Below are 25,169 nucleotides of genomic sequence, written 5' to 3'. Positions count from 1 at the left end.
TTCACGACTGTTCCTTTTCATTGGCGGCAAGATAGCCGTTAATATCCTCTTCATATTTGAACATTTCTAAATCGAGCGGTCCCGGCTCTTCATTGAGCCGTTTTTGCCAGAGCCGGTTAAAAAATAAAATCATCCCGAGACCAAGACCAATTGAATAAGGAATTTGTAGTAAAAGCGGTTGTTCTTTTTTTACTCCGGTTATTTTTTCATATATCAGCACATGCACTTTTTGCATCGATACATCTTCATGAAAATTCATAATCGTCAGTGCAGCACCCGTAAACAACACAAGCCAGACAAATGCTATTTTCCAAAAAGAAGCCGGCGCAATTGCCGGCTGAAGGCTGACAATAGATTCAGTTTCTCCTGCAATGACGACTTGTGTATCTGGGAACGCTGTTTTTAACGCATGAATCACATCGAGAACGCTTACGACAACGATGTTGCCGGCTGATGGCTGAACCGTTTTAATAACGAGCTTTTCTAAAATCGGCTGCGCTTCTTGATCCACCTCTGCTTCAGCCACATCAAAAAAAGAAATGCGCCGTTCGTCAAGGCGAACATGGCGCTTTAAACTGATGTACATGAATTGCTCCATAGCAGCACCTCCGCTTTTCACGAAGTTTCCCCGTGGCTGCTATTTTTTATTCATATCCTCCCTCAGACTTTTAATAATCTGCTTTTCAAGTCTTGAGACCTGCACTTGAGAAATACCGAGCCTGTTTGCGGTTTCCGCCTGGGTACAGTCTTTAAAAAAACGAAGAAACACAATAAGCTGGTCGCGCTCAGACAGCTTCTCAATCGCTTCTTTTACAACGAGTGATTCAAACCACTCTTCTTCAGGCGCTGCCAGTTGGTCAAGCAGCGTGATCGGTTCTCCTTCGTTTTCATAAACTGTTTCATGAATCGAAGCTGGACGGCGGGAAGATTCTTGTGCCATCAGTGCTTCTTCCATCGAAATGTCCAGCTTTCCGGCTATCTCCTGAACCGTTGGCGGACGCCCAAACTGTGCCGTAAACGCTTCTCGTTCACGCCTCATTTTCCCGGCCGTTTCTTTTAAACGCCTGCTTACCTTCACTTCACCATCATCACGCAAAAAGCGCTGAATCTCGCCAATAATCATCGGAACTGCGTATGTCGAGAACTTTACGTTGTATGAAAGATCAAACTTATCAATACATTTAATTAAGCCGATGCAGCCAATTTGAAACAGATCTTCTGATTCATAGCCACGATTTAAAAAACGGTGCACAACCGACCAGACGAGACGCGTATTCCATTCTACGAGCTTATTGCGCGCTTCGACGTCGCCGGCCTGACTTTTTTTAATCAGTCCTCTCACTTCACCATCGGACAGCTGCACAGCCTGTTTCATTGGATTTCCGCCTGTTCTTTACACACAATTAACACGCTTTCCAGCCAGCCGTTTTTTGAACCGGACGATCGTTCCAGAGGAAGTACTTGATTCGATTTCCAGCAGGTCCGTAAAGTGCTCCATAATCGTAAAGCCCATCCCGGCTCGTTCCATTTCAGGCTTTGTCGTAAAAAGAGGTTCTTTCGCTTCCTCGATATTGCCGATTCCGCGTCCTTCATCACGAACGACTACATCGATTTCCCCGTCTTCAATCGATGCACTTATATAAACCATCCCTGCCGGATTGCTGTCATATCCATGAATAATCGCATTTGTCACAGCCTCCGAAACGGCGGTTTTTAATTCAGCCAAGTCATCTACTGTCGGATTAAGTTTTGCGGCAAACGCTGCAACCGCTACACGTGAAAATGCTTCATTTTCGCCGAGTGCATTAAACGATACGTTCATAGCGTTTTGCATGATGATTCCCCCAATCGATCGAGTGCTTCTTGTTCAGTTTGATCCACATACATAATTTTAAACAAACCTGAAAGCTGAAACAGCCGTTTTACTTGCGTATTTAACCCGCAGACTGTTACACTGCCGCCCATTTCATTAACTTGCCGGTAGCGGCCTAAAATAACGCCGAGACCTGAACTGTCCATGAAAGGCAGGCCCGACAAGTTCCAAACCAAGTGCTGCGACTGATTCATGTCTATTTGTTGTTCCACAAATTCTTTTACCTGCTCGGAATAATAATGATCGAGTTCCCCTGTCAGTCGGATGATGAGAACTTTTCCTTGCGCTTCTGCTTTCATGGTTACCATCGTAATTCCTCCTTTATGTGCTGATACGTTCAATTCTTTTTACAAGAGCCTTTTTCCTTCCTGTTTTCAAAACTAGAAAAAACCTCTTATTTTTCGACAAAAAAGGGACTGACAAAAGTCAGTCCCGAATTACTTTATGAATGAGCGTTGGCCGATCTACGTGTTCTGATGAAAACCGGTATGCCTGTTTCACTTTTTTAATGGAGTTTTCTGGTGATTCTGAATCTGCATGAAGGGTCACAAGCACGTCCCCTTTTTGAACGGTATCGCCGATTTTCTTCTTTAGTGTAATCCCGACGGCGTGATTAATTTCATCCTCTTTCGTTGCGCGTCCTGCTCCTAAATACATGGCAGCTGTCCCGATGGATTCCGCATCAATTTCCGCTACAAATCCTTCTTCATCGGCTGTAACATCCACGTGGAATTTTGCCTGCGGAAGCTTCGTTTTGTCATCAATCATGCTGACATCGCCGCCTTGCGCGATGATAAACTGGCGGAACGCTTCAAACGCCTGTCCATTGTCAAGGTTGGCTTCAAGTGTGATCCGCGCTTCGTCATAATCGCTAAATGCGCCGGCAAGAACCGTCATGTGCGAAGCAATTTCGAGCGACAGTTCCCGCAGGTCATCTACTTTCGCTCCTTGTAAAATATCAACAGCCTCTTTAATTTCATTGGCATTGCCTACTTCAAATCCGAGCGGCTGGTTCATGTCGCTAATGATCGCCACCGTTTTACGGCCTAGATTATTGCCAATCGCAACCATTTCTTTTGCCAATGCTTCTGAATCTTCGAGCGTTTTCATAAACGCCCCTGAACCCGTTTTCACATCAAGTACAATGCTGTCCGCACCAGAGGCAAGCTTTTTACTCATAATGGAGCCGGCAATAAGCGGGATGGCCTCAACTGTCGCTGTTACGTCCCGAAGTGCATATAATTTTTTATCCGCCGGGGCCAGGTTTCCAGTTTGTCCGGCCACCGCAAGTTTATGTTTATTAACATTATTAATAAACTTCTCTTTCGACATTTCAATTTGCAGGCCATCGATCGCTTCGAGCTTGTCGAGTGTTCCACCAGTATGACCGAGGCCGCGGCCAGACATTTTTGCGACTGGCACGCCCGCTGAAGCAACAAGCGGGCCGACAATAAATGTTATCTTATCGCCCACTCCCCCTGTTGAGTGCTTGTCTACTTTATGTCCTTGAATGCCGGACAGATCAATTGTTTCACCGGAATCCACCATCGCTTTTGTGAGAACAGCCGTTTCCCGGGGATTCATTCCTTGAAAATAGATCGCCATCATAAGAGCAGAAGCCTGATAATCCGGGATGTCGCCTTTTGTATAGCCTTTAACAAAAAACTCGATTTCTTCATTTGTTAACGCTTGGCCATTACGCTTGTTGTGTATAACATCGACCATTCTCATCTCATGATCACACCTTTACAAAGATTGGACAATCTCTTTTACGTAAGCAAGGAAATCCGCGCGCACTTTTTCTGTCGTTTCAATCACTTCCTCGTGCGCAAGCGGCTGATCTAAGATTCCGGCAGCCATGTTGGAAATGCATGAAATGCCCAGCACGTTCATGCTGCCGTGACGCGCGGCAATGACTTCCGGCACCGTTGACATTCCGACCGCGTCCGCTCCAAGTAGACGCGCCATACGAACTTCAGCCGGCGTTTCATATACTGGTCCAGTATTTCCAGCGTAGACCCCTTCTTTCACTTTAATACCCACTCGTGCTGCTGCTTGTTTCGCCAGCTTCCGCAGTTCGCCGCTATACGCTGTAGACATATCCGGAAAGCGAACGCCAAGACGGTTATCATTTTTCCCGATAAGCGGATTGCCACCCATTAAATTTAAATGATCTGAAATAAGCATTAAGTCGCCCGGCTCAAATGATTCATTTACGCCGCCTGCTGCATTTGTGACAATAACGGTTTCGATGCCCAATGCCTTCATCACACGTACCGGGAATGTTACTTGCTCGAATGTATAGCCTTCATAGTAATGAAAGCGTCCCTTCATTGCGGCGACGATTTTTCCGGATAACGTGCCGATGACCAGTTCTCCCGCATGGCCTTCTACAGTAGAAACCGGGAAATGGGGGATTGTTTCATAAGGAATGTTAACGGCATTTTCCACTTCATCGGCTAGCACACCAAGACCCGAACCTAAAATGAGCCCAATTTCCGGTGTTTGGTTAAGCTTCTCATTTAAAAACTGTGCTGCTTCGTTAATATGTTCGAAATTCATCGTAATTCCTCCATAAAACTTTTTCCGTACTCAGGCATTGTGACGTTAAAGTTGTCGGCAATCGAAGCACCGATGTCCGCAAATGTTTCACGCACGGCAAGTTCTTCGCCCTGTACAAATGCTTTTGAAAATACAAGAAGCGGCACGTATTCACGTGTATGGTCCGTTCCATGATGAATCGGATCATTTCCATGGTCCGCTGTTAAAATAAGCAAATCATTTTCATTTAATTTATCCAGCAGCTCCGGCAGACGCACATCAAACTGTTCCAGCGCTTTTCCGTATCCTTCCGGGTCACGGCGATGTCCAAATAAAGCATCAAAATCAACAAGATTCAAAAACGACAAGCCCGTAAAATCTTTTTCCGCCACTCCAATAAATTTGTCCATTCCATCCATGTTTGACGTTGTACGAATCGCTTCTGTTACTCCTTCTCCGTCATATATGTCCGCAATTTTCCCAACGGCAATAACATCAAATGATGCGTCTTTTAGTTCATTCATTACAGTGCGGCCAAACGGCTTAAGTGCATAATCGTGGCGGTTTGAGGTACGCTTGAAATTCCCCGGCTCGCCGAGAAATGGACGGGCAATCACACGTCCGACCATGTAATCGCCTGTTTTTGTCATCGCACGTGCCGTTTCGCAAATGCTGTATAATTCATCAAGCGGGACAATTTCTTCATGTGCGGCAATTTGCAGGACGGAATCTGCTGAGGTATAAACAATCAATGCCCCGGTTTTCATATGTTCTTCGCCAAGCTCATCTAAAATTTCCGTTCCACTGGCCGGCTTATTGCCAATCACTTTACGGCCGGACTTTTCTTCCAGTTCCTGGATCAAAGAGGAAGGAAATCCATCTGGAAATACTTGAAAAGGGGTTTGAATATTGAGGCCCATGATTTCCCAATGACCCGTCATCGTATCTTTTCCGTTCGATGCTTCCTGCATTTTCGTCCAAAAAGCAACCGGTTTTTCCACCTTTTTAATTCCTTTAATTTCTTTAATATTAGACAAACCAAGGGCTTCCATATTCGGCATGTTCAAACCATTCATTTTTTCAGCAATATGACCGAGTGTGTCAGCGCCTTCATCTCCAAAAGAAGAGGCATCCGGTGCTTCCCCGATTCCAACTGAGTCGAGAACGATTAAGTGAATCCTTTTAAACGAATGATTCATTTTTCCGTTTCTCCCTTCTAAGTTCATTGTGTTCTTATTTTTACCCTGACTGCTTAACAGATAACCTGTAAAATATTAATTGTCAGAAGTCTGACTTCTCTTTTTCAGTATAATTCATTTGCCCATAAAATACAAAATGCACCTGAAAATTTTTTTCAGGCGCGCGGGTGAAACTGGCTGTATACATCTTTTAACCTTGTTTTTGTCACATGCGTATAAATTTGTGTGGTTGAAATGTCTGCGTGGCCAAGCATCTCCTGCACTGCCCGCAAGTCCGCACCGTTTTCAAGCAAATGAGTAGCGAAGGAATGACGAATGGTATGAGGTGTTAATTCTTTCTCAATCGTTGCTTTTTTCGCCAATGCTTTAATGACTTTCCAAAACCCTTGACGCGTCAGGCGCTGCCCATAATGATTTAAAAATAGGGCTTCATCACGTCGTTTAGTGGAAACAAGCTTTGGACGGCCGCTTTGCAAATATCGCTCAATGGCTGCCAGCGCATGGCTTCCCGCCGGAATGATCCGTTCTTTGCCGCCTTTTCCAGTGCAGCGGACAAAACCCATTGTAAGATGAACATCTTCTTTATTTAAAGCCGTTAGTTCACTAACACGCAAACCGGATGCGTACATCAGTTCAATCATCGCCTTATCCCTCATGCCGAGTGGCGTCGTCGTATCAGGTGCCGCAAGTAATGCCTCTGTTTCTTCCATATTTAATACTTTTGGAAGTGTACGGCCGGATTTAGGCGTTTCAATATGATGTGTCGGATCATGCATGCTGATCCGGTCTTGAATTAAAAAGTGATGAAAGGAGCGAATCGTTGAAATATGACGGGCAATCGTTTTAGCCGACTTCCCCTGGTCTTTGAGCTGTTCTAAAAAATGCAAAATATGCAGCCGCTGAATGTCCGGCATCTTTATTTGCTCTACTTTTTCCATATACTCCGTATAATGGCGCAGATCGCGCCGATAAGCGGAAATTGTATTATCTGATAGTCCTTTTTCTACGAGCGAAAAATGCAAAAAATCATTTACGTGGTCATTCATCCACACATCTCCTTCATTATAAAAAAACCTTCCGATTGGAATCGAAAGGTTTTATCCCACATTACGGGGCAGTAAGACTCACACCTCAAGATTTTAAGGCAACGGAAGAAAACAGGCCGGAGATCCAGCTGCCTGCAAAAGCCCGATTCTTGAGGTACAGTGAAACTTGCCGCTGTGCTTTTCAGCGGTTTAGTTGAACCAAGCCTTCATTGATGGAAGAATCCCTTTATTCTGCGTGCTGCTTTTCTAAATCTTCCTGCTCGTCTTCTTGCTGTTTCGAATGGCATCTGCTGCAAATGCCATGAAACGTCAGGCGGTGATCTTTAATTTTAAAATTCCATCTACTTTCGACAATTGCTTCTACATCATCGAGCAAATCCTCTTGAATTTCATCCACCGCGCCGCACTCAATGCAGACGAGATGATGGTGAAAGTGCGCTGCGCCTTCTTGGCGAAGATCGTAGCGGGAGACCCCGTCCCCAAAATTTATTTTATCAACCACTTTGAGTTCATTTAATAGTTCGAGCGTTCTGTAGACTGTAGCCAACCCAATTTCAGGTGCTTTTTCTTTAACGAGGAGGTACACGTCTTCAGCGCTTAAATGGTCCTCTTCATGTTCAAGAAGAACACGTACAGTAGCTTCGCGCTGCGGTGTTAATTTATAGCTTGCTGCATGCAGCTGTTTTTTTATTCGGTCAATCCGGCTTTCCATTTTTGTCCCCTCCCTCGCCGATGTACTCCTTATTATAACAAAAGGCGTGGATGAATCAAAAGAATTTATTTATAAGAATATTCATCAATTGGCTCGAAATAAATGCTTCTGTTAACGAAGCTAGCAAAATGGCGGCTGCTCCCCCGCCTGCATAGCCTACATAAACAAGAAAACTCTTTGCTACCGGTATAGGCATTGTCTGGCGTGTAGTGATTTTTTTAACGAGACGGATGGAGCAGGACGCCGACATGACCGCGGTAAACAAAAAAACAGGGATAAGAATAACATTTTGTGGCAAAATTGCCAAAATTGATAAGAAAAGCCCGTCCCATTTCATTTGCTGAATAAGAAATCCCACTGAAAACCCAGTCACTGCCCCTTTTAAAAAAAGAAGAATAAAAATGAGGGGTAATCCGATAATCGAAATGCCCGCCACCCACATCGCACCGGTAAACTTTAAATTGTGAATCAAACTTTCAAAGAAAAGATCGGCCGGATTCGCCACAGTGCCGGCTGAAGATTGGCCAAAAAACTCTTTTACATAGGAATACAATTCGGATTTTTGAACTGGCTCCATACTGTTGACTGTTATGGCACCAAAAGCCGTCCCCGTCATAAACAACACGGCTGAAAACAAATACAATGCCGCTCTTTTTCGAATGTGATCGATGATGGCAGTCCACATAAATGGAGGCCCCCTCCCTTTTCGCACTATATGAAAGGGAGCCTGTGATTATGCCAGACCGTTTGAACGGATATATTGAAGCGCCCAGAGCGTTTTCGCATCAAAAATTCGCTCGTCTTTTGCCAGCTGTTCCGCTTCAGAGAGCGTTACTTCCATTAACTCGACAAACTCGTCTTCATCTGCTACAAGTCCTCCTTCGACCTTCTTCAGCCCTTCCGCCAAAAATACATGAACAAGTTCATCCGCAAAGCCTGGTGATGTGTAAAAAGACTGAATGTGTGTGATGCTGCCCGGACGATAGCCCGTTTCTTCTTCAAGTTCTCGTTCGGCGCAATAGGAGGGTTCTTCCCCAGCCTCCAGCTTGCCCGCCGGCACTTCCACGAGCGGGCGCTCCAGTGCTTTTCGATATTGCTCGACTAAAATAATTTTCTTTTCGTCCGTTATGGCAATCACACAAACAGCGCCAGGATGTTTAATTAACTCCCGTTTTGCTTCATTGCCATCGGGCAGCAAAACGTCATCTACCTGAAGGCTGATTACTTTTCCCTGAAAGATCGATTCTGTTTTGGTCGTTTTTTCTTCAAATTTATGCATGCAAGTCCCTCTTTTCTATTTTTTCCTTCCCTGTGATACACTGTATGAAAAAGGAAGGTGATTCACTGTGAATAAACGTGAAATTGGCCAATCCGGCATTTTTGCCAGTGAGCTCGGTCTTGGCTGCATGTCGATCGGAATTGAAGAAAAGCAGGCGGAAGCCATCTTAAAGACAGCACTTGATGAGGGAATTACTTATTTTGACACAGCCGATTTATATGATTTTGGCGTAAATGAACAGCTTGTCGGCAAAACACTCCATGCTGTCCGTGATCAAGTAATCATCGCCACAAAAGCAGGAAACCGCTGGACAGAGTCAAAAGACAGCTGGACATGGGATCCTTCTAAGCCATACATAAAAGAAGCAGCAAAGCAAAGTTTAAAACGGCTCGGTACTGACTATATTGATTTGTATCAGCTGCATGGCGGTACACTTGACGATCCGATTGATGAAACAATTGAAGCTTTTGAAGAATTAAAAGCAGAAGGATTTATCCGCGCATATGGGATTTCCTCCATCCGCCCGACTGTCATTGACCAGTATGTCAAACGATCCGGCCTTTCAAGTGTGATGATGCAGTACAGCATATTGGACCGCCGCCCTGAAGTTCAGGCGCTTCCTATTTTAGCAGAGAATGGCGTGACTGTCGCCGCCCGCGGTCCTGTTTCGTTTGGCCTGTTAAGTCGGAACTGGGGTGACAAGCTGTCGAAAGCATCAAAAAAAGGACTCAATTGGTACACTGACACTGAACTAAAAACCGTGTTGTCAACGCTTGAAAAAAGCTTGACGGATAAACGCACATTAAACGGTCTTGCTTTTCGTTACGTGCTTCAGCATCCCGCTGCGGCTACTGTTGTTGCTGGTGCAAGCTCCGTGGAACAGCTGAAAGAAAATGCTCGGGCGGTACAGGAAGCCGCGCTTACGGAGGAAGAATACAAATGGATACAAGATATATCAAAAACAGCCGACTACGACGCACATCGGCTATAAAAAGAGGGATTGCTGCCGGTCTTTCCGCCGCTTTTGTAACGGCCGGAACGGGTCTTTATTTGTCACAGCGAATTTTATATATCGCTAAAAAAGCAGAAAAAGCCATTACAGAGCGAGAAACAAAAGCCGGCCGGTACGATGAAGATGTTTACAGCCAGCTTCCGAAAGAAGAAGTCTGGGTCTCATCTCTTGATGGCACCCGCCTGAAAAGTGTCTTTATTACTCCGAATCCCGGCCAGCCATACGTTATCTTTTGCCACGGTGTAACCGAACATAAAGTCAATTCGGTCAAATACATGAATGTATTTTTAAAACGGGGCTTTAATGCTGTTCTTTTTGATCATCGCCGTCATGGGGAATCGGAAGGATTAATTACAAGCTACGGACATTTTGAAAAATATGACTTAAAAGCAGTCGTTGATGAACTGATCCGCCGCGAGGGAGCGGACGTCCGCTTCGGCATTCACGGTGAATCAATGGGCGCGGTTACTCTGTTATTGTACGCCGGCACATTAGAAGACAAAGCGTCTTTTTATGTCGCGGACTGTCCTTTTTCAGACTTCCGTAAACAAGTAAAGCATCAAATAAAGCGTGAACTTGGCTTTTCACCGCCGTTTTTTATGACGATTGCTGAATGGGCAGTCTGGCTGCGCGGCCGTTATAAAATAGCGGAACTGTCTCCGCTTGAAGCCGTTAAAAATATTGAACAACCTATTTTGTTCATTCACAGCAAAAAGGATGATTTTATTTTACCGGACATGACAAACGCATTATTTGATGCAAAAAAAGGGCCGAAGCAGCTGTTTATGGCGGAAAACGGTGTACATGCCCAGTCGTATAATGAAAACCCGGAAGAATACGAAAACGCCATTGACCGCTTTTTGTCTGAGTTTCAATTAAATCCCGAACACAAAAGGAGCCTTTGACGGCTCCTTTTATTTTTTAAAAAAAGCGGTTCGGCCAATTCGCTCAACTGTTTTTGGGAACAGTGAATGAATTCGGCTGCCGGCTGCCATCCAGCGGGGCATATTTACTTCGCGCACCGGACGGCCAACAACGTCCATTATTTTCCGGGCGACGTCTTCTGGATTAAGCATAAACTTGCCTGCGTTCTTCACATACGTTCCGCCCGGGTCGGCCTGTTCGAAAAATGGCGTTGCAATTGGTCCCGGGTTAATGGCGGTGACAAAGATACCAAACCGGCCCATTTCCATCCTCAGGCTGTTTGTATAACCGAGGACAGCATGTTTTGTCGCCGCGTAAACCGCTGATTTTGGTGTCGCCATTTTGCCTGCCTGCGAAGCGATATTAATGATGTGCCCGCTTTTGCGTGCCATCATTTGCGGCATTACCTGTTCACAGCATGTAATAAGTCCAGTCACATTTACATCGATCATCTGCTTCGTCTCATCCGGCTTTGCTTCATGTGCCCATGTAAAATAGCCAACACCCGCATTGTTAATGAGTACATCGACTTTGCCAATTTGGTTAAATACAACTTCTATTGCCTGCCGGTCCGTTACATCAGCTTGGAAAATTCGTACGGAGCCTGCCTGCTGGCCAAGTTCTTGCTGCAGCCCTTTTAAACGGTCGAGCCGCCTGGCAATGAGTACAATGTGAAAACCTTCTAATGCTGCTATTTTTGCCAGTTCCAAGCCGAGTCCGGACGTGGCACCGGTAATCACAATTACTTTCTGCTTCTTACGATCCATAATAATAAATCGCTCCATTTTCCACCCGGTCTACGTGAATGCTTCCCTGCTCAAACAAATAATCAAATTGACCAACTGTTTCAGACAGCGTTAAGCCGGTTTCTTTTTTATACACTTCAGGAAACAGCTGAACACATACCTCAAAAACAGTCATAGGCTGATTACGCAGCATGGACAAAACGAGCTCTGCGCGTTCGCGCTGCCGCTCAAAACGGCGCTCGAGCAATGGATGAAGCGATGCAATGTCATTTCCATGGCCGGTCATCACATGCCCAAGATCCAGTTCCATCATTTTCTTCAATGAGTGTTTGTATTGAAGCAATGACTTCGCCCGTTCCCCCCCCTGTTCCATTGGCGGTTCAATTAATGGATTAGACGAAACCGTTTTTAATATATGATCACCGGCTAACAGCAGTCCATCTTTTTCACGATAAAAAACGAGATGGCTTTGGGCATGGCCTGGTGTCTCAAATACATGAAAATCCGGCAATCCCGGCAGCGTATCGCCTTCTTTTAAAAACCCGCTTAGTTTACTGTTTTGTGAACTGAAACGAAGCGTTTTTTCCAAATTGTTCGCAAGCCGGCGCATTTCCATCGGGACACCAAACTCATTAAATAATTCGAGAAAAAATTCTTTTCGCCACTTCATAAACGGCTCATTGTACGACAGCCAGTTTTTCCCGTATTCATGCCCGTAAATGTCCACTTGAAATAAATCCAGAAGGCCGATATGATCAGGGTGGTGATGGGTCAGGATTACCTGCTCAATATCAGACAGTTTGTAACCTGCTTCATTTAAACCGCCTTCAAAAATCGCTTTTGCTTCCGGTGTGTTTATGCCGGCATCTACCATTGTCAAACGGTCGCCTTTGACAATGTATGTATTGACATCGCCGATTGGAAAAGGGGTCGGCACTGTAATTTTTATAATATCTTCGTATAATTGGATTCCCATGTTGTCCACCCCACGCATTTTTAAGTTGCCATTTCTTTTATCCAGTGTACCGCTTCACTAATGAATTGTCATTCACTTTCTGCTCTTCTCTTGACAGATGCATGATTATTCCGCATAATCACTTGAAAAGTCAAAATGTTTAGGCAACAGGGAGGAATTAGATTGAAAGCAGTTTTTGTCGGCGCAGGCTCTATGGCTGAGGCCATTATCGCCGGAGCATTAAAAAGCGGGGCGCTGCAAGCGGACCATACATATGTCACAAACAAAGCAAACGATGCCCGGTTGCGGCAGCTCGCTGAAGAATTTGGTGTTCAAGCCGGTTACGAAGCAGGAGCCGCTTTACAGGATGCAGACATCATTGTTCTGGCGATGAAGCCAAAAGATGCAGAAGCCGGGCTCGAAAGCATTCGATCTTTCATTCATGAAAAATCAGTCGTTATCAGCTTGCTTGCAGGTGTCAGCATCGATTTTATGGAAGAAACGATTGGAAAGCCGTGTGCGATTATCCGCTCTATGCCGAACACGTCAGCAGCCGTAGGGAAATCTGCCACAGCAATCGCATTAAATCAGTTTGTGACAGATAAACAGCATAAATCCGCGCTTCATCTATTTTCAGCAATCGGTACAGCTATTACGGTCGATGAAGCACAAATGGACGCTGTAACAGCCGTTTCCGGAAGCGGACCTGCTTATTTCTATTATATTGCGGAAGCTATCCAGCAAGCTGGCGAAGAGCTGGGGCTGGACCATGAAACCGCAAAGGAATTGCTTATTCAAACGCTTCTTGGCGCAGCCAGTATGCTTTCAAAAAATGATGGCCAGGCAGCTGCGCTTAGAAAAGCAATCACAAGCCCTGGCGGCACGACAGAAGCGGCATTACGGACATTTGATGAATTTCGGGTAAAGCAAGCGATTGCCGCCGGCGTAAAAGAAGCAGCCGTTCAGTCCAAACGGCTCGGAGATGCGTACATTCATTAATCGATTGGCACTTCTAAAAAGTCATGCGCGATGATGACAGACTCAAAACGTGCAAATGCTTCCTTTAAAAGCTGCTGCTCCTCTTCTTTTATGTAGCGGGAGCTGATATGGGTTAAGCATAGTTTTTTTGCACCGGCCTGCACGGCTGTTTCGGCCGCCTGAACCGTCGTTGAATGAAAATAATCACGTGCCATCTTTTCATTTTCCGCATTAAACGTCGCTTCATGCACGAGCACGTCTGCTTCTTTCGCAAGTAAAACCGCTTCCGGGCACTGTCTTGTATCACCGAGGACAGTGATTATTTTTCCAGGCTGCGGGTCACTGATGTAAGGAACCGGGTCAATGATCCGCCCATCCGGAAGCTTTACGGTCTGTCCTTCCTTTATTTGTTTATAGATCGGACCAGGCGGAATATGATCTGCACGCAGTTTTTCAACAAGCAGTTCTCCAGCTTTGTCTTTTTCTGCAAATCGGTAACCGTATGAGTCAATGCCGTGATCCAGCTTTCCGGCTGTAACGGCCATATGGCTGTCTTCAAATACGATGCCTTCTTCTATCTCTTCTATAAAAAGAGGATATTGGAGGTGCGTACTGCTGACACGGAGTGCCGTTTCAATAAAAGCGCGAATCCCGGCCGGCCCATAGACGGTGAGCGGTCCTGTGCCGCCTTGAAATGAGCGGCTGCCGAGTAACCCAGGCAAACCAAAAATATGATCACCGTGTAAATGAGTAATGAAAATTTTTTCAATGCGGCGCGGCTTAAGCGTCGTATGTAAAATTTGATGCTGGGTCGCTTCACCGCAGTCGATCAGCCAGACAGCACCGCGCTCATTCAGCATTTTCAAGGCAATGGATGTTACATTGCGCTGTTTAGCCGGAACACCGGCGCCTGTTCCAAGAAATAAAAGTTCGATAAGAAACACTCCTTTTGTTCGTCTTCTTTTGACATATATGTACCATAAACAAAAATACTTGTCACTTTCATTGTTTTGTGAAAAAATGCAATAGTATAAAAATGAATCTCAAAAGCGGGGTTAGTAACGTGAAACAATCTGAAACGCCATCAGCGCTGACGATCCTGTTCGGTGCAACAGGAGATTTGGCCAAACGAAAATTATATCCATCCCTTTATCGACTTTATCGAAAAGGACATTTATCTTCTGGCTTTGCTGTTATTGGAACAGCCCGACGTCCCTGGGATAACGACGTCTTCCGAGAACATGTCAAGAAATCCATCATGGATTCCTCTTCTATCCATGACAAAATAGATGAATTTATTTCACACTTTTATTATTTGCCGCACGACGTATCCGATTCTGATTCGTATGCCGCACTGCGTACACTTTCTAATGAGCTTGATGAAAAATATTCTCTTGGCGGCAACCGACTCTTTTATCTTGCAATGGCGCCAGAATTTTTCGGCACCATTGCCGATCACTTGAAATTGGACGGTTTGACCGATACAAATGGCTTTGGACGTCTTGTTATTGAAAAGCCGTTTGGCCATGATCTGCCTTCTGCGCAAGAACTTAATGCACAAATCCGCCGGTCATTTGACGAAAAAGACATTTACCGGATTGATCATTATCTAGGCAAAGAAATGGTTCAGAATATTGAAGCTATCCGTTTTGCTAATGCGCTGTTTGAACCGCTTTGGAACAACCGCTACATTTCAAACATTCAAATTACTTCAAGCGAAACACTTGGTGTAGAAGAACGCGGCGGCTATTACGAAACAAGCGGCGCGTTGAAAGATATGGTTCAAAATCATATGCTGCAAATGGTTTCACTCCTTGCCATGGAGCCTCCGATCAGCTTGCAGGATGATGAAATCCGCCGTGAAAAAGTACGGGCTTTTCGTTCGATGCGCCCCTTGAAGCCGGAAACAGTTAATGATTATTTTGTTCGCGGACAATACGGACCAAATGAAGATGAACAGCTCCCGGGCTATCGTGAAGAACTAAATGTAAACCCGGAATCAAATACTGAAACGTATGTAGCCGGAAAAATTATGTTCGATAACTTCCGCTGGGCAGGTGTGCCATTTTACATTCGCACCGGCAAACGGATGCCGCTGAAATCAACAAAGATCGTTGTTCAGTTTAAAGACATTCCAATGAATCTTTATTATCGCCCGGATGATAAAGAAATGGAACCCAATTTGCTCGTGATTCATATTCAGCCGGAAGAGGGTATTACCCTCCACTTAAATGCAAAACGGGCTGGTCATCAATTGCAGACAACGCCGGTTAAGCTAAGCTACGCGAACAGTGGCGTAGATATTATGAATACACCGGAAGCGTATGAAAAATTGATTCATGACGCGATGCGCGGCGATTCAACAAACTTTACCCATTGGGACGAAGTGTCTCTTTCATGGAGCTTTATCGATGTTATTTCAGAAGCATGGCGTAACGAGAAAGCCGAATTTCCGAACTACCCGGCCAATACAAAAGGACCGAAAGCATCCGATGAACTGCTTGAGCAGGATGGCTTCTTCTGGTGGCCTTTGAATATGCTTGATGTGGATATATGCAACTAATAAGAACGGAGCAGATGCGATAGCATCTGCTTTTTCTTTACGGACACTTATTTTAAATCCTTTGCTTTCCTTTAAACTGCCTCCCTCTTTTGTATATTTGTTTTCTCCAGAGAAAAAATAAACATATTTTAAATATTCTAAAAATTTAGTATTTACAAAATCATTTTTCTTTCTTATAATAGGACTTAGCAACACATCTTCTCTAAAAGAGGGTGATTCCAGTGACATAGTGAAAGGCGAAAGCATATTTTTATAGATATGCCGGGTAAAAAAGAAGAAATAATAAATCAAAGAAAGGATTATTACTTGAATGAGTGAAGAAATAATGTAAGCGGCCTTGTTTATCCTGATTAGGAAAAAACAAGGCTGCTTATTTGTTTTCACCTTTTCGTTTTCTTTATACTTAAATCGGCTATATTTTCCCAAATTAACGATAGAGCTTCTTTGCTTTCCCACGGTGAAAAGTATCCCCCAATAACCATATGATTGATTAAATCACCTTCAATATAAGCACTATGGTCAAACTGTTCAGCTAGTCTCTTTGAAGTTGTGGATTTACCTACTCCTGCTGCTCCATCTATAATATAAAATTTTTTTTATTAATTTCACCCACTTTTATATGTACATATGTAATTCAATATTAAGATCTTGAAGTCCTTCTTAAATTAAACTGCTTCTTTAGCTGAATAAGAAAAGGCTGCCGAAATGACAGCCGAGATATTGAACAAAAGCCCCCATTCGTATTATAAGGTCAGCCAGATATTTCTGGCTGACCATTTTTTATATCAATATATGATAACCGTAGCCGGGGTAGGACGGAAGCCCCCGTGGGACTTGATCCCGACAAACCCCGTTAGCCCCCTACTTGTAGAAACATGATTGAGGCTCGTTGGGACTATGATCTCGTATAACAAGCGAAGCTGTGACACTACATGGAGGACTCACACTGGATATATGCACTTTTGAAAAACAAATGGAATTTCCAAGATATAGCCTAAACCAAAAATATAACTAATAATACTAATACTTTCCAACCGATGAAGTCGGAAGGTTATTTGGTATGCGTAAATTTAGTATAGCATGAAATATTTTAAGATTTAATTGAAAGATATTAACAAGCTATTAGCTGGTTTCGTTTAAGTACAATCCTTCAAAATCTGAATATCAACAGTATCCAGGACTAATAGAGACTCTTAGTTTAATACCAAACAATTATATTTTATTATTCTTTCATTCCATCCTTAGGCTGACTATTTTGCGCGATTGGAAGGGCAATTGTAAAACTAGTGCCCTTATTCTCTTCACTTTTCACCTTAATCTCTCCGCTCATGGCTTTAACAATGCTGTAGACGACCATGGTGCCAAGTCCTGTGCCTTTGTCTTTTGTTGTGTAAAAAGGCGTTCCCAGCCTCTCCAGTTGCTCCTCGCTCATCCCTGTTCCACTGTCGGTAACACTTAGCCATGCTTTGGAGCCCGTTTTCTTTAAAGAGACACTGAGCTGTCCCCCTTCAGGCATCGCTTCAATCCCATTCTTAATTACATTAATCAAGCATTGATGAAGCTTGGCGGCCTCTCCAGAAATACACAAATTTTCTTCCCAGAATACTTCAATATGTACATTATTCATATTTGCATATGGGCTTACAACCGTTAAAACATAATCCAATTCTTTAGCCAAATCCAATACCTTTACGTTCTCGAGCGACGGCTTCGCAAAGGTCAGATAATCGGTAATAATATGTTCGGCACGCTCCAGCTCATCCAGCGAAATCGCGAGATACATCATCTTATCTTCCTCATTAAGATTACTCTCCTTTAACAGCTGCAGAAACCCCTTGATTACAGTTAAAGGGTTGCGCACTTCATGAGAGATGCTCGCGGCTATTTCACTGACTGTCTTCAATTTTTCCAACTTCCTCATCTCTTTCGCCAATTTCCTAAAATTATTCGTAAAACGGATGATGATAAATACAGAAATGATGATCGCGATGATAACAACAAGAGAACCTATGATCAAAAGATTCTGGCCAATTTGATCCGCAGATGCCGCCAAATCTTTTTTTTCAATGATAGATATGTATTTCCAGTTATTATTTTTCGAAGTGATAACATGTAAAACGGATTCTTCGCCGTCTACCTTTGCCTCAAAGGCGCCATCCTGCCCGATCGCTCCCAACTCGGGAATGTTCAATTCAGAAATTGATTCAAGATTCAATTCGGGCTTTTTAGGATGCGCAATAATCGTGCCATCGCTTTGCGTCAGAATCACATACCCACTTCCGCCTATTTTCACATCCTGAATCAGGCTCGTCAGCCCATCCAAACTGACATCCAGCCCCATGACCCCGATTCTTTTGCCATTGCGTTCAATCGTGACGACATTGCTGACTATTTTATGGGTTAATCCCGATGATATATAAGCACCTGTCATCAATATTTCGCCAGGGTCCTCCAGGGCCGTTACATACCAAGGCCGCATTCTTGGATCATATCCGGGGAGCGTGGGCCCTTCAGGATACTGGACATAACGGCCTTCCTCAGTGCCCATATACACATACGTTGCATCCGGATGGTTTTTTCCAAAGTGGGAGAAGACTTCATAGATCTCCTTTTCCACTGCCCCATTTTTGCTTGGGGTCATCTGGACGGGTGGGCCCTTCCCTTTAATATCTTTATATGTCATTATGCTGCTGTCTGCTTTCAGTACCCGCGGGTCGGTCGCCAGCGTATTCAAATCTTCCTTTATTCCCTTAAAGTACATCGAGATCGCATTATCCAATTTTTCGATTTCCCTCAGACTGGAATTCACATACTCCCGTTCAGTCGTTTCTCGGACCTTTCCGTTCGCAAAAAATATAATAATAGAAAGGGGTATTAATAAAAGAAGGAGCGAAAACAATATCAGCTTCTTCTTTACTGAAAACCATTTAACTTCCATGACAAACTCCTTTATCGCTAACTGGATACTTTAAAGCGATTCTAATATCCGGGCATTTTCTCCTATTTTAATATATTTGATTAATAAAAACATGTATTTGTTTTAAATTTCTCAGGAAATCCCTTACATTTTATTGATGTTCCAGCGAAATCCAGCTGCTGCAAAAGAACGAGTTAATACTTTTCCTACTTCTTCTAATGCTTTTAACTATGACGAACCAGCTCAATTTCTTATAACACTAACCTGCCCCTTTAGTACAACTATAAAAACCGAAAACCTTTCTTTATTAAGCTAAGTTATTTCGGTTCATGTTTTTTATAAGCAATTCAACTTTCTTCAAAACAGTAAAACTTTATTACAAACGGTTAAACTTTGTTTTAACGGTATAATAAAAAAGCACCGCGCAAAACGGTGCTTTTCTTGTGCTTTAATAAAGTTTGCCGCTCATTCACCACCCAAAAGGCTGTATTAGCCGATTTGAGTATAAACTGTACTAATCCAATATAGCGGCACAAATCATTGATATTAAAAGGTTCTTCACTCTTCTGTATCATTAATTGTAAAATAAATTCTTAATTACTTCTCCATCCACTCTGTGTGAAATGTGCCTTCTTTATCCAAACGACGATATGTGTGGGCCCCGAAATAGTCACGTTGCGCTTGAATTAAGTTGGCTGGCAGCACAGCACTGCGATAGCTGTCATAGTAGGCCATTGCAGAAGATAATGTCGGTACTGGTACTCCATTCAAAACAGCATTTGAAACCGTTTCGCGAAGTGCGGAATGATACTCATTTGTAATTTCGCTGAAATAAGGGTCAAGAAGCAGGTTATCAAGTGCGGCATTGCGATCGTATGCTTCTTTAATTTTTTGCAGGAACTGGGCACGAATGATGCAGCCGCCACGGAAAATCATGGCGATGTCACCGTATTTCAAGTCCCAGCCGTATTCTTCAGACGCAGATCTCATTTGAGCGAAACCTTGCGCATATGAGCAAATTTTGCCCATATAAAGCGCCCGGCGGACTGATTCAATAAACGCGTCGCGGTCGCCGTCAAACGTGCGTTCAGGACCGTTTAAGACATCAGCTGCTTTTACACGCTCTTCTTTCAATGCAGAAATAAAGCGGGCAAAGACAGACTCGGTAATAAGCGGAAGTGGGACACCAAGGTCAAGCGCGCTCTGACTTGTCCATTTACCCGTTCCTTTTTGTGCGGCTTCATCCAAGATCAAATCGACAAGCGGCTTGCCTGTCTCGCTGTCTTTTTTCGTGAAAATGTCCGCTGTAATTTCGATCAGGTAGCTGTCAAGTTCGCCTTTATTCCAGTCAGAAAACACGTGGTGAAGCTCTTCTGCTGACAAGCCGAGCACATTTTTCAAAAGAGAATATGCTTCTGCAATTAATTGCATATCTCCATATTCGATTCCATTATGAACCATTTTCACATAATGGCCGGCTCCGTCACCGCCGATATATGTGCAGCATGCTTCACCCTCCACTTTTGCTGAAATGTCTTTTAAAATCGGAGCAACAAGCTCATAAGCTTCTTTCTGCCCGCCTGGCATGATCGAAGGACCTGTTAGTGCCCCTTCTTCCCCGCCTGAAACGCCTGTGCCGATAAAGTGGAAGCCAAGCTCAGCAAGCTCTGTGTTGCGGCGCTGCGTATCTTTAAAGAACGTGTTGCCGCCATCAATAATAATATCGCCTTTTTCTAAATAAGGCTTCAATGAATCAATTGTTTTATCCGTTGCTTCCCCCGCTTTAACCATAAGCAGGACTTTGCGCGGCACTTCAAGTGATGCCACAAACTCTTCTACCGAATATGTCGGGACAATGTTTTTGCCCACGCTTTCTTTTACCATTTCATCCGTTTTTTCCGGTGAACGGTTAAAAACCGAAACAGTATAACCGCGGCTTTCAATGTTCCACGCTAAATTTTTGCCCATTACGGCAAGTCCCACTACACCAATTTGCTGCTTTGTCATAAACGTACGTCCTACTTTCTCTGCTGTTTTTTACTCTGCGACAATTTCCACAATCGCTGTTGCCATTTCAGCCAGTTTCACAAGTTCTTTAACCGGCATTTTTTCATTAACCGTGTGAATGTCTTCATATCCAACTGCGAGGTTTACCGTCGGAATGCCAAAACCGGCAATAACATTGGCATCACTTCCGCCACCGCTCGTTAATAGCTCAGATGGACGGCCGATTTTCGCTGCCGCCCTTTGGGCTACTTTGACAACATGATCCTCCGCCCCAAATTTAAAGCCCGGATACATAACCTCGATTTCAACTTCTGCACGTCCGCCCATTTCGGCAGCCACTTCTTCAAATGCGGCTTTCATCTTCGCCGTCTGCTTATCCATTTTGGCGGGTTCAAGCGAACGGGCTTCCGCTAAAATCTGTACGTAGTCACACACAATATTGGTCGCTTTTCCGCCTTCAAAACGGCCAATGTTTGCCGTTGTTTCCGCATCAATCCGGCCAAGCGGCATGCGGGAAATTGATTTTGCTGCCATCGTAATTGCGGAAACGCCTTTTTCCGGTGCGACGCCGGCATGTGCTGTTTTTCCGTACACATGCGCTGTCACTTTTGCCTGTGTCGGTGCAGCGATAATAATATTGCCGACATCACCGTCACTGTCGAGCGCAAATCCATATTTCGCCTTAATAAGCGATGAATCGAGTGCCTTTGCACCGACGAGTCCGGATTCTTCACCGACTGTAATAATAAATTGAACCTCTCCATGCTGAATGTTTCTCTCTCTCAGCTGGCGGATCATCTCAAACATCGCAGCCAGTCCCGCTTTGTCATCGGCACCCAAGATTGTCGTCCCGTCTGTTTTCACAATGCCTTCTTCTACGACGGGTTTTACGCCAGTGGCTGGTACAACCGTATCCATATGCGACGTAAAGTAAATCGGATCGACGCCCGGTTTATTGCCCGGTAATGTGCAAATTAAATTGCCGGCTCCATGGCCTGTTTTCGCTGCCGCGTCGTCTTCATATACGAGGACGCCAAGCGCAGTAAATTTCTCTGTTAACGTTTTGGCAATCGTTTGTTCATGTTTCGTTTCGGAATCAATTTGAACGAGTTCTAAAAATTCATTCAATAAACGCTCTTCATTAACCACGCTGCACCTCCAAATTTTCTGCCTATTCAATTATAAACGTTTTAACCCAAAAAATCAGCCGGAAGCGATTATGCTTCCGGCCGCTGCCTCTTATAATGGAATGTTTCCGTGTTTTTTCTTTGGCCGTTCTTCTTTTTTCGTCCGCATCATCTCAAGTGCCTGAATGATTTTAATGCGTGTTTCACGCGGATCGATGACATCATCAACCATGCCACGCGCTGCTGCAACATACGGATTAGCGAATTTCTCACGGTACTCTTCAATCTTCGCTGCACGAGTCGCTTCTGGATCGTCACTTGACGCAATATCACGCGCAAAAATAATATTCGCCGCTCCTTGAGGGCCCATCACGGCAATTTCAGCATTTGGCCATGAAAAAACAAGGTCCGCGCCAATCGATTTCGAATTAAGTGCCACGTAAGCGCCGCCGTACGCTTTTCGTAAAATAACGGTTATTTTCGGTACGGTCGCTTCCGAGTATGCATATAAAATTTTGGCTCCGTGACGGATGATGCCGCCAAGTTCCTGCTTCACCCCCGGGAAAAAACCGGAAACATCTTCAAACGTAATCAGCGGAATGTTAAATGAATCGCAAAAACGGATAAACCGGGCTGCTTTGTCCGATGAATCAATATCAAGACCCCCCGCCATAAATTTCGGCTGGTTGCACACAAGGCCCACCGTTTCCCCTTTGACGCGCGCAAAACCAACGACAATATTTTTGGCGAATTCTTTTTGCACTTCCATAAATGAATCTTCATCTACTACTTGTTCAACCACCTTGCGGACATCATATGGACGCAGCCCGTCAAATGGTACAACGTCCGTAATGTCTTCTAGGTAATCGCTTTCATCACCCGCTTGAACTACCGGCGTTTTTTGTTCATTATTCTGCGGCAAATAAGACAAAAGCCCCCGGACCATTTCGATCACTTCTTCTTCTGAGCTTCCACGAAAATGTGCATTGCCGCTTACTGTATTATGTACTTTCGAGCCGCCTAAGTCCTCTGCTGAAATTTTCTCACCAGTGACGGTTTCAATCACTTTTGGACCAGTAATAAACATCTGGCTTGTTTTATCGACCATAAACACAAAATCGGTAATCGCCGGCGAATAAACCGCTCCGCCTGCACATGGACCTAAAATAACCGAAATTTGTGGAATGACTCCTGAATAAATGGCATTCCGGTAAAAAATATGGCCATACCCGTCAAGAGACAACACCCCTTCTTGAATGCGGGCTCCGCCTGAATCATTCAAGCCAATAAAAGGCGCGCCATTTTTCGCAGCCAAGTCCATGACGTTGGCAATTTTTTGCGCATGCATTTCACCGAGCGCACCGCCAAAAACAGTAAAATCTTGCGAAAACAAATAAATTGGCCGGCCATTTACTTTTCCGTAACCCGTGACGACTCCGTCTCCAGGCCCCTTTACTCCGTCCAGTCCAAAATCCGTATTCCGGTGCTCCATAAATGGGTTTAACTCAACAAATGTCCCCTCGTCAATAAGCAATTCAATCCGTTCACGTGCGGTTAACTTTCCTTTTTCATGCTGCTTGTCAATTCGTTCGTCACCGCCGCCGAGTTCCACTTCCCGTCTTCTGTCCTGCAATTCATGAATGCTGTCAAAAATATCCGTCACAATATTTCCTCCTTTTTTTCACACAGTTCCATTAACACGCCGCCTGTTGATTTCGGATGCATGAATGCAACACTTGCCCCGCCTGCACCCGGTTTTGGGACATCATTAATCATTTGAATACCTTTATCTTTTATTTCAGCAATCCGCTCTTCAATATCTTCTACTTTATACGCAATATGATGGATCCCCTGGCCCCGTTTTTCAATAAATTTGGACACCGGGCTGTCCGGACCAGTCGGTTCTAGCAATTCCAATTTGATATTGCCGGCGTCAAGGAATGCCACCGTCACCCCTTGAGACGCTACCATTTCAGTTTTCATATGTATCATGCCAAGCTGTTCTGTGTACAAAACGAGCGATTCTTGCAGTGATACAACGGCAATGCCGATATGATCTACTTTTTTCATCTCTCCATCCCCTTTGAAGAAAATATGTATGCTGTCCTTTCTTTGACACAAATAGTACTTGCTCTGCAATGAGTCAGTTGATAATCCGCTGAAATGCCGTTACAATAGTTTATAACAACCCCTAAAGGAGAGTTTCATGCGCAATAAAACATTTCAAAAGATCATTGTGTATTTAATGCTGTTCACGATGTTAATTTCAACATTACTGTTTGGCTTGACAATGTTTATGTAACAGAAGGGCGGCACTTCTTTGCTGCTCTTTTTTTCATGCCCCGAAACCGTGCTTTGATAAGCAAATACCGCTCCATTTCACGGACAAACTGCAACAGGGCCGCACGCGCTTCAAATTCTTCACGTGTTTTCGGCAGCGGCATCTCTTCAAACTCCCGCTTCAAGTCGTTTAAATGGCTTAAATGCAGCTTGGCTGTATTGCCTGGATGAATATTCTCTTTTACTTCTTCCATAAATTCCGCAATCATTTCGGCCTGTTCCGGCCGATGTGAAATGGAAATAACAACGGAAATGAGCCGCTCAATAATTTCAAACTGCTTTTCACGCATCGTAAAATATTGATAAAACAGGCTGTTATGGCGGGTAAAATGGTTTTGAACGTCTTTATAGGCAAGCGATTTTGCTTTTTTAAGCAAGTCTGCTGTTTCGGTTAATTCTTTTCCATCCCAGCTATGGTCGTTTGTCCGTAAATACGCCGTAATTTCCTTCAAAATACGTTCAAACAGTTTTTCTGTTTGCTGCTGCATTTTCAAAAGTTCATTTTCCACACTCGGCATGTAGGAATTCAATACGAGTGCAACACCAACTCCGATAACGACCAGACCTATTTCATTTAAAATGATTGCCGTCGACAATTCTTTTGCAGCATACATATGTAAAATGAGAACAGTGCTTGATACGATGCCTTCCTGCGTTTTAAGCGCTACTGTCGTCGGAATAAATACAATTAAGATGAGACCAATTACAACGGCATGGTAGGACAGCAGTTCAAAAAACAAAGCTGAGTAAAAAAGTGCGACCACCCCTGCCACAAGCCGTGTCCATGAAGCTTTCAGCGACTGCTGTTTTGTGTTTTGAATGCAAAGAATAGCAATGATGCCGGCCGAAGCGGCATTATGAAGACCGATCCATTCCGCGATTAAAATGGAAACCGCTATGCCGATTGCCGTTTTGGCCGTTCGATACCCGATTTTTATCATTCTTTTCAC

Annotated in this window: 25 protein-coding genes and 1 pseudogene; 5 read left to right on the top strand and 21 right to left on the bottom strand. The window is 44.1% G+C overall.

Annotated elements, in window-relative coordinates:
* Position 1: 1 nt before the first annotated feature.
* The 11 genes from BA724_RS19065 to BA724_RS12745 form a co-directional block, all read right to left on the bottom strand.
* The gene (locus BA724_RS19065; protein WP_069939040.1) at positions 2-598 is read right to left on the bottom strand and encodes a stage V sporulation protein AA; all 597 of its coding nucleotides are present in this window, start codon (positions 596-598) and stop codon (positions 2-4) included.
* Between the two features lie 39 nt (positions 599-637).
* The gene (sigF, locus tag BA724_RS12790) at positions 638-1,375 is read right to left on the bottom strand and encodes an RNA polymerase sporulation sigma factor SigF (RefSeq protein WP_069939039.1); all 738 of its coding nucleotides are present in this window, start codon (positions 1,373-1,375) and stop codon (positions 638-640) included.
* A gap of 18 nt (positions 1,376-1,393) precedes the next feature.
* Positions 1,394-1,834: an anti-sigma F factor gene (gene spoIIAB / locus BA724_RS12785; RefSeq protein WP_069939038.1), complete on the bottom strand. Its 441-nt coding sequence runs from the start codon at positions 1,832-1,834 to the stop codon at positions 1,394-1,396.
* Positions 1,819-2,181, bottom strand: coding sequence for an anti-sigma F factor antagonist (spoIIAA, locus tag BA724_RS12780; protein ID WP_069939037.1), 363 nt, complete (start codon positions 2,179-2,181; stop codon positions 1,819-1,821). The genes spoIIAB and spoIIAA overlap by 16 nt, the downstream gene beginning before the upstream one ends.
* 118 nt (positions 2,182-2,299) lie before the next feature.
* A complete protein-coding gene (locus BA724_RS12775; protein ID WP_069939036.1) occupies positions 2,300-3,604 on the bottom strand; it encodes a pyrimidine-nucleoside phosphorylase in 1,305 nt (434 codons plus the stop codon).
* Between the two features lie 15 nt (positions 3,605-3,619).
* On the bottom strand, positions 3,620-4,435 hold the full coding sequence (locus tag BA724_RS12770; protein WP_069939035.1) for a purine-nucleoside phosphorylase: 816 nt from the start codon (positions 4,433-4,435) through the stop codon (positions 3,620-3,622).
* A complete protein-coding gene (gene deoB / locus BA724_RS12765) occupies positions 4,432-5,613 on the bottom strand; it encodes a phosphopentomutase (RefSeq protein WP_069939034.1) in 1,182 nt (393 codons plus the stop codon). Before deoB ends, BA724_RS12770 begins: the two co-directional genes overlap by 4 nt.
* A 155-nt stretch (positions 5,614-5,768) precedes the next feature.
* Positions 5,769-6,659: a site-specific tyrosine recombinase XerD gene (gene xerD, locus BA724_RS12760; protein ID WP_069939033.1), complete on the bottom strand. Its 891-nt coding sequence runs from the start codon at positions 6,657-6,659 to the stop codon at positions 5,769-5,771.
* A gap of 226 nt (positions 6,660-6,885) precedes the next feature.
* Positions 6,886-7,371, bottom strand: a complete 486-nt coding sequence (gene fur / locus BA724_RS12755; RefSeq protein WP_069939032.1) for a ferric iron uptake transcriptional regulator — start codon at positions 7,369-7,371, stop codon at positions 6,886-6,888.
* A 55-nt stretch (positions 7,372-7,426) separates the two neighbouring features.
* Positions 7,427-8,056 (bottom strand): stage II sporulation protein M, encoded by a 630-nt coding sequence (gene spoIIM / locus BA724_RS12750; RefSeq protein ID WP_069939031.1) that lies wholly within the window; start codon positions 8,054-8,056, stop codon positions 7,427-7,429.
* A 48-nt stretch (positions 8,057-8,104) separates the two neighbouring features.
* Positions 8,105-8,650 (bottom strand): NUDIX hydrolase, encoded by a 546-nt coding sequence (locus BA724_RS12745; RefSeq protein WP_069939030.1) that lies wholly within the window; start codon positions 8,648-8,650, stop codon positions 8,105-8,107.
* Positions 8,651-8,717: 67 nt separating this feature from the next.
* On the opposite strand from BA724_RS12745, the gene BA724_RS12740 reads away from it, so the two are divergent.
* Together BA724_RS12740 and BA724_RS12735 are read left to right on the top strand one after the other, a co-directional pair.
* Positions 8,718-9,641 carry an aldo/keto reductase gene (locus BA724_RS12740; protein ID WP_069939029.1) on the top strand — a complete coding sequence of 308 codons (924 nt, stop codon included), beginning with the start codon at positions 8,718-8,720 and terminating at the stop codon, positions 9,639-9,641.
* Positions 9,590-10,567, top strand: a complete 978-nt coding sequence (locus tag BA724_RS12735; RefSeq protein ID WP_083256220.1) for an alpha/beta hydrolase — start codon at positions 9,590-9,592, stop codon at positions 10,565-10,567. Before BA724_RS12740 ends, BA724_RS12735 begins: the two co-directional genes overlap by 52 nt.
* A 9-nt stretch (positions 10,568-10,576) precedes the next feature.
* Here BA724_RS12735 and BA724_RS12730 read toward each other — a convergent pair whose 3' ends face one another.
* Complete coding sequence (locus BA724_RS12730) at positions 10,577-11,353, bottom strand: SDR family NAD(P)-dependent oxidoreductase (protein ID WP_069939255.1); 777 nt, start codon at positions 11,351-11,353, stop codon at positions 10,577-10,579.
* Positions 11,343-12,308 (bottom strand): MBL fold metallo-hydrolase, encoded by a 966-nt coding sequence (locus BA724_RS12725; RefSeq protein ID WP_069939028.1) that lies wholly within the window; start codon positions 12,306-12,308, stop codon positions 11,343-11,345. The genes BA724_RS12730 and BA724_RS12725 overlap by 11 nt, the downstream gene beginning before the upstream one ends.
* A 162-nt stretch (positions 12,309-12,470) precedes the next feature.
* Here BA724_RS12725 and proC point away from each other — a divergent pair, with 162 nt between their 5' ends.
* A complete protein-coding gene (gene proC, locus BA724_RS12720; RefSeq protein ID WP_083256219.1) occupies positions 12,471-13,286 on the top strand; it encodes a pyrroline-5-carboxylate reductase in 816 nt (271 codons plus the stop codon).
* On the opposite strand, the gene rnz is transcribed toward proC, so the two are convergent.
* Positions 13,283-14,200, bottom strand: coding sequence for a ribonuclease Z (gene rnz, locus BA724_RS12715; protein WP_069939254.1), 918 nt, complete (start codon positions 14,198-14,200; stop codon positions 13,283-13,285). The two genes, proC and rnz, sit on opposite strands and share 4 nt — an antisense overlap.
* Positions 14,201-14,328: 128 nt before the next feature.
* On the opposite strand from rnz, the gene zwf reads away from it, so the two are divergent.
* Positions 14,329-15,828, top strand: coding sequence for a glucose-6-phosphate dehydrogenase (gene zwf / locus BA724_RS12710; RefSeq protein ID WP_069939026.1), 1,500 nt, complete (start codon positions 14,329-14,331; stop codon positions 15,826-15,828).
* A gap of 398 nt (positions 15,829-16,226) precedes the next feature.
* Here zwf and BA724_RS18880 read toward each other — a convergent pair.
* The 6 genes and pseudogenes from BA724_RS18880 to mce all read right to left on the bottom strand — a co-directional run.
* Positions 16,227-16,412: pseudogene (locus BA724_RS18880) on the bottom strand (gluconokinase); the annotation flags it as partial.
* Between the two features lie 638 nt (positions 16,413-17,050).
* Positions 17,051-18,766 (bottom strand): sensor histidine kinase, encoded by a 1,716-nt coding sequence (locus BA724_RS12705; RefSeq protein WP_069939025.1) that lies wholly within the window; start codon positions 18,764-18,766, stop codon positions 17,051-17,053.
* 576 nt (positions 18,767-19,342) lie between these two features.
* The gene (gndA, locus tag BA724_RS12700; protein ID WP_069939024.1) at positions 19,343-20,752 is read right to left on the bottom strand and encodes an NADP-dependent phosphogluconate dehydrogenase; all 1,410 of its coding nucleotides are present in this window, start codon (positions 20,750-20,752) and stop codon (positions 19,343-19,345) included.
* A gap of 30 nt (positions 20,753-20,782) precedes the next feature.
* Positions 20,783-21,901: a M20/M25/M40 family metallo-hydrolase gene (locus BA724_RS12695; RefSeq protein ID WP_069939023.1), complete on the bottom strand. Its 1,119-nt coding sequence runs from the start codon at positions 21,899-21,901 to the stop codon at positions 20,783-20,785.
* 90 nt (positions 21,902-21,991) lie between these two features.
* A complete protein-coding gene (locus tag BA724_RS12690) occupies positions 21,992-23,542 on the bottom strand; it encodes an acyl-CoA carboxylase subunit beta (RefSeq protein ID WP_069939022.1) in 1,551 nt (516 codons plus the stop codon).
* Positions 23,539-23,949, bottom strand: a complete 411-nt coding sequence (gene mce / locus BA724_RS12685; protein WP_069939021.1) for a methylmalonyl-CoA epimerase — start codon at positions 23,947-23,949, stop codon at positions 23,539-23,541. Before mce ends, BA724_RS12690 begins: the two co-directional genes overlap by 4 nt.
* Positions 23,950-24,085: 136 nt before the next feature.
* Between mce and prli42 the strand changes: the two genes are divergently transcribed.
* Positions 24,086-24,181 (top strand): stressosome-associated protein Prli42, encoded by a 96-nt coding sequence (prli42, locus tag BA724_RS18645; RefSeq protein ID WP_169818549.1) that lies wholly within the window; start codon positions 24,086-24,088, stop codon positions 24,179-24,181.
* Here prli42 and BA724_RS12680 read toward each other — a convergent pair.
* Positions 24,174-25,160: an aromatic acid exporter family protein gene (locus tag BA724_RS12680; RefSeq protein ID WP_069939020.1), complete on the bottom strand. Its 987-nt coding sequence runs from the start codon at positions 25,158-25,160 to the stop codon at positions 24,174-24,176. The genes prli42 and BA724_RS12680 overlap by 8 nt on opposite strands.
* Positions 25,161-25,169 lie beyond the last annotated feature (9 nt).

Source organism: Domibacillus iocasae (assembly GCF_001750285.1).
Taxonomy (GTDB): Bacteria; Bacillota; Bacilli; order Bacillales; family Domibacillaceae; genus Domibacillus; species Domibacillus iocasae.
Note: the sequence above shows the minus strand (reverse complement) of the source record. Positions and strands in the feature narration are given on the sequence as shown.

Excerpts from the sequence above, each read along its gene's own strand:
- BA724_RS19065 (WP_069939040.1), bottom strand. The coding sequence starts at position 598 with ATGGAGCAATTCATGTACATCAGTTTAAAGCGCCATGTTCGCCTTGAC.
- sigF (WP_069939039.1), bottom strand. The coding sequence starts at position 1,375 with ATGAAACAGGCTGTGCAGCTGTCCGATGGTGAAGTGAGAGGACTGATT.
- spoIIAB (WP_069939038.1), bottom strand. The coding sequence starts at position 1,834 with ATGCAAAACGCTATGAACGTATCGTTTAATGCACTCGGCGAAAATGAA.
- spoIIAA (WP_069939037.1), bottom strand. The coding sequence starts at position 2,181 with ATGGTAACCATGAAAGCAGAAGCGCAAGGAAAAGTTCTCATCATCCGA.
- BA724_RS12775 (WP_069939036.1), bottom strand. The coding sequence starts at position 3,604 with ATGAGAATGGTCGATGTTATACACAACAAGCGTAATGGCCAAGCGTTA.
- BA724_RS12770 (WP_069939035.1), bottom strand. The coding sequence starts at position 4,435 with ATGAATTTCGAACATATTAACGAAGCAGCACAGTTTTTAAATGAGAAG.
- deoB (WP_069939034.1), bottom strand. The coding sequence starts at position 5,613 with ATGAATCATTCGTTTAAAAGGATTCACTTAATCGTTCTCGACTCAGTT.
- xerD (WP_069939033.1), bottom strand. The coding sequence starts at position 6,659 with ATGAATGACCACGTAAATGATTTTTTGCATTTTTCGCTCGTAGAAAAA.
- fur (WP_069939032.1), bottom strand. The coding sequence starts at position 7,371 with ATGGAAAGCCGGATTGACCGAATAAAAAAACAGCTGCATGCAGCAAGC.
- spoIIM (WP_069939031.1), bottom strand. The coding sequence starts at position 8,056 with ATGTGGACTGCCATCATCGATCACATTCGAAAAAGAGCGGCATTGTAT.
- BA724_RS12745 (WP_069939030.1), bottom strand. The coding sequence starts at position 8,650 with ATGCATAAATTTGAAGAAAAAACGACCAAAACAGAATCGATCTTTCAG.
- BA724_RS12735 (WP_083256220.1), top strand. The coding sequence starts at position 9,590 with ATGGATACAAGATATATCAAAAACAGCCGACTACGACGCACATCGGCT.
- BA724_RS12730 (WP_069939255.1), bottom strand. The coding sequence starts at position 11,353 with ATGGATCGTAAGAAGCAGAAAGTAATTGTGATTACCGGTGCCACGTCC.
- BA724_RS12725 (WP_069939028.1), bottom strand. The coding sequence starts at position 12,308 with ATGGGAATCCAATTATACGAAGATATTATAAAAATTACAGTGCCGACC.
- BA724_RS12705 (WP_069939025.1), bottom strand. The coding sequence starts at position 18,766 with ATGGAAGTTAAATGGTTTTCAGTAAAGAAGAAGCTGATATTGTTTTCG.
- gndA (WP_069939024.1), bottom strand. The coding sequence starts at position 20,752 with ATGACAAAGCAGCAAATTGGTGTAGTGGGACTTGCCGTAATGGGCAAA.
- mce (WP_069939021.1), bottom strand. The coding sequence starts at position 23,949 with ATGAAAAAAGTAGATCATATCGGCATTGCCGTTGTATCACTGCAAGAA.
- prli42 (WP_169818549.1), top strand. The coding sequence starts at position 24,086 with ATGCGCAATAAAACATTTCAAAAGATCATTGTGTATTTAATGCTGTTC.
- BA724_RS12680 (WP_069939020.1), bottom strand. The coding sequence starts at position 25,160 with ATGATAAAAATCGGGTATCGAACGGCCAAAACGGCAATCGGCATAGCG.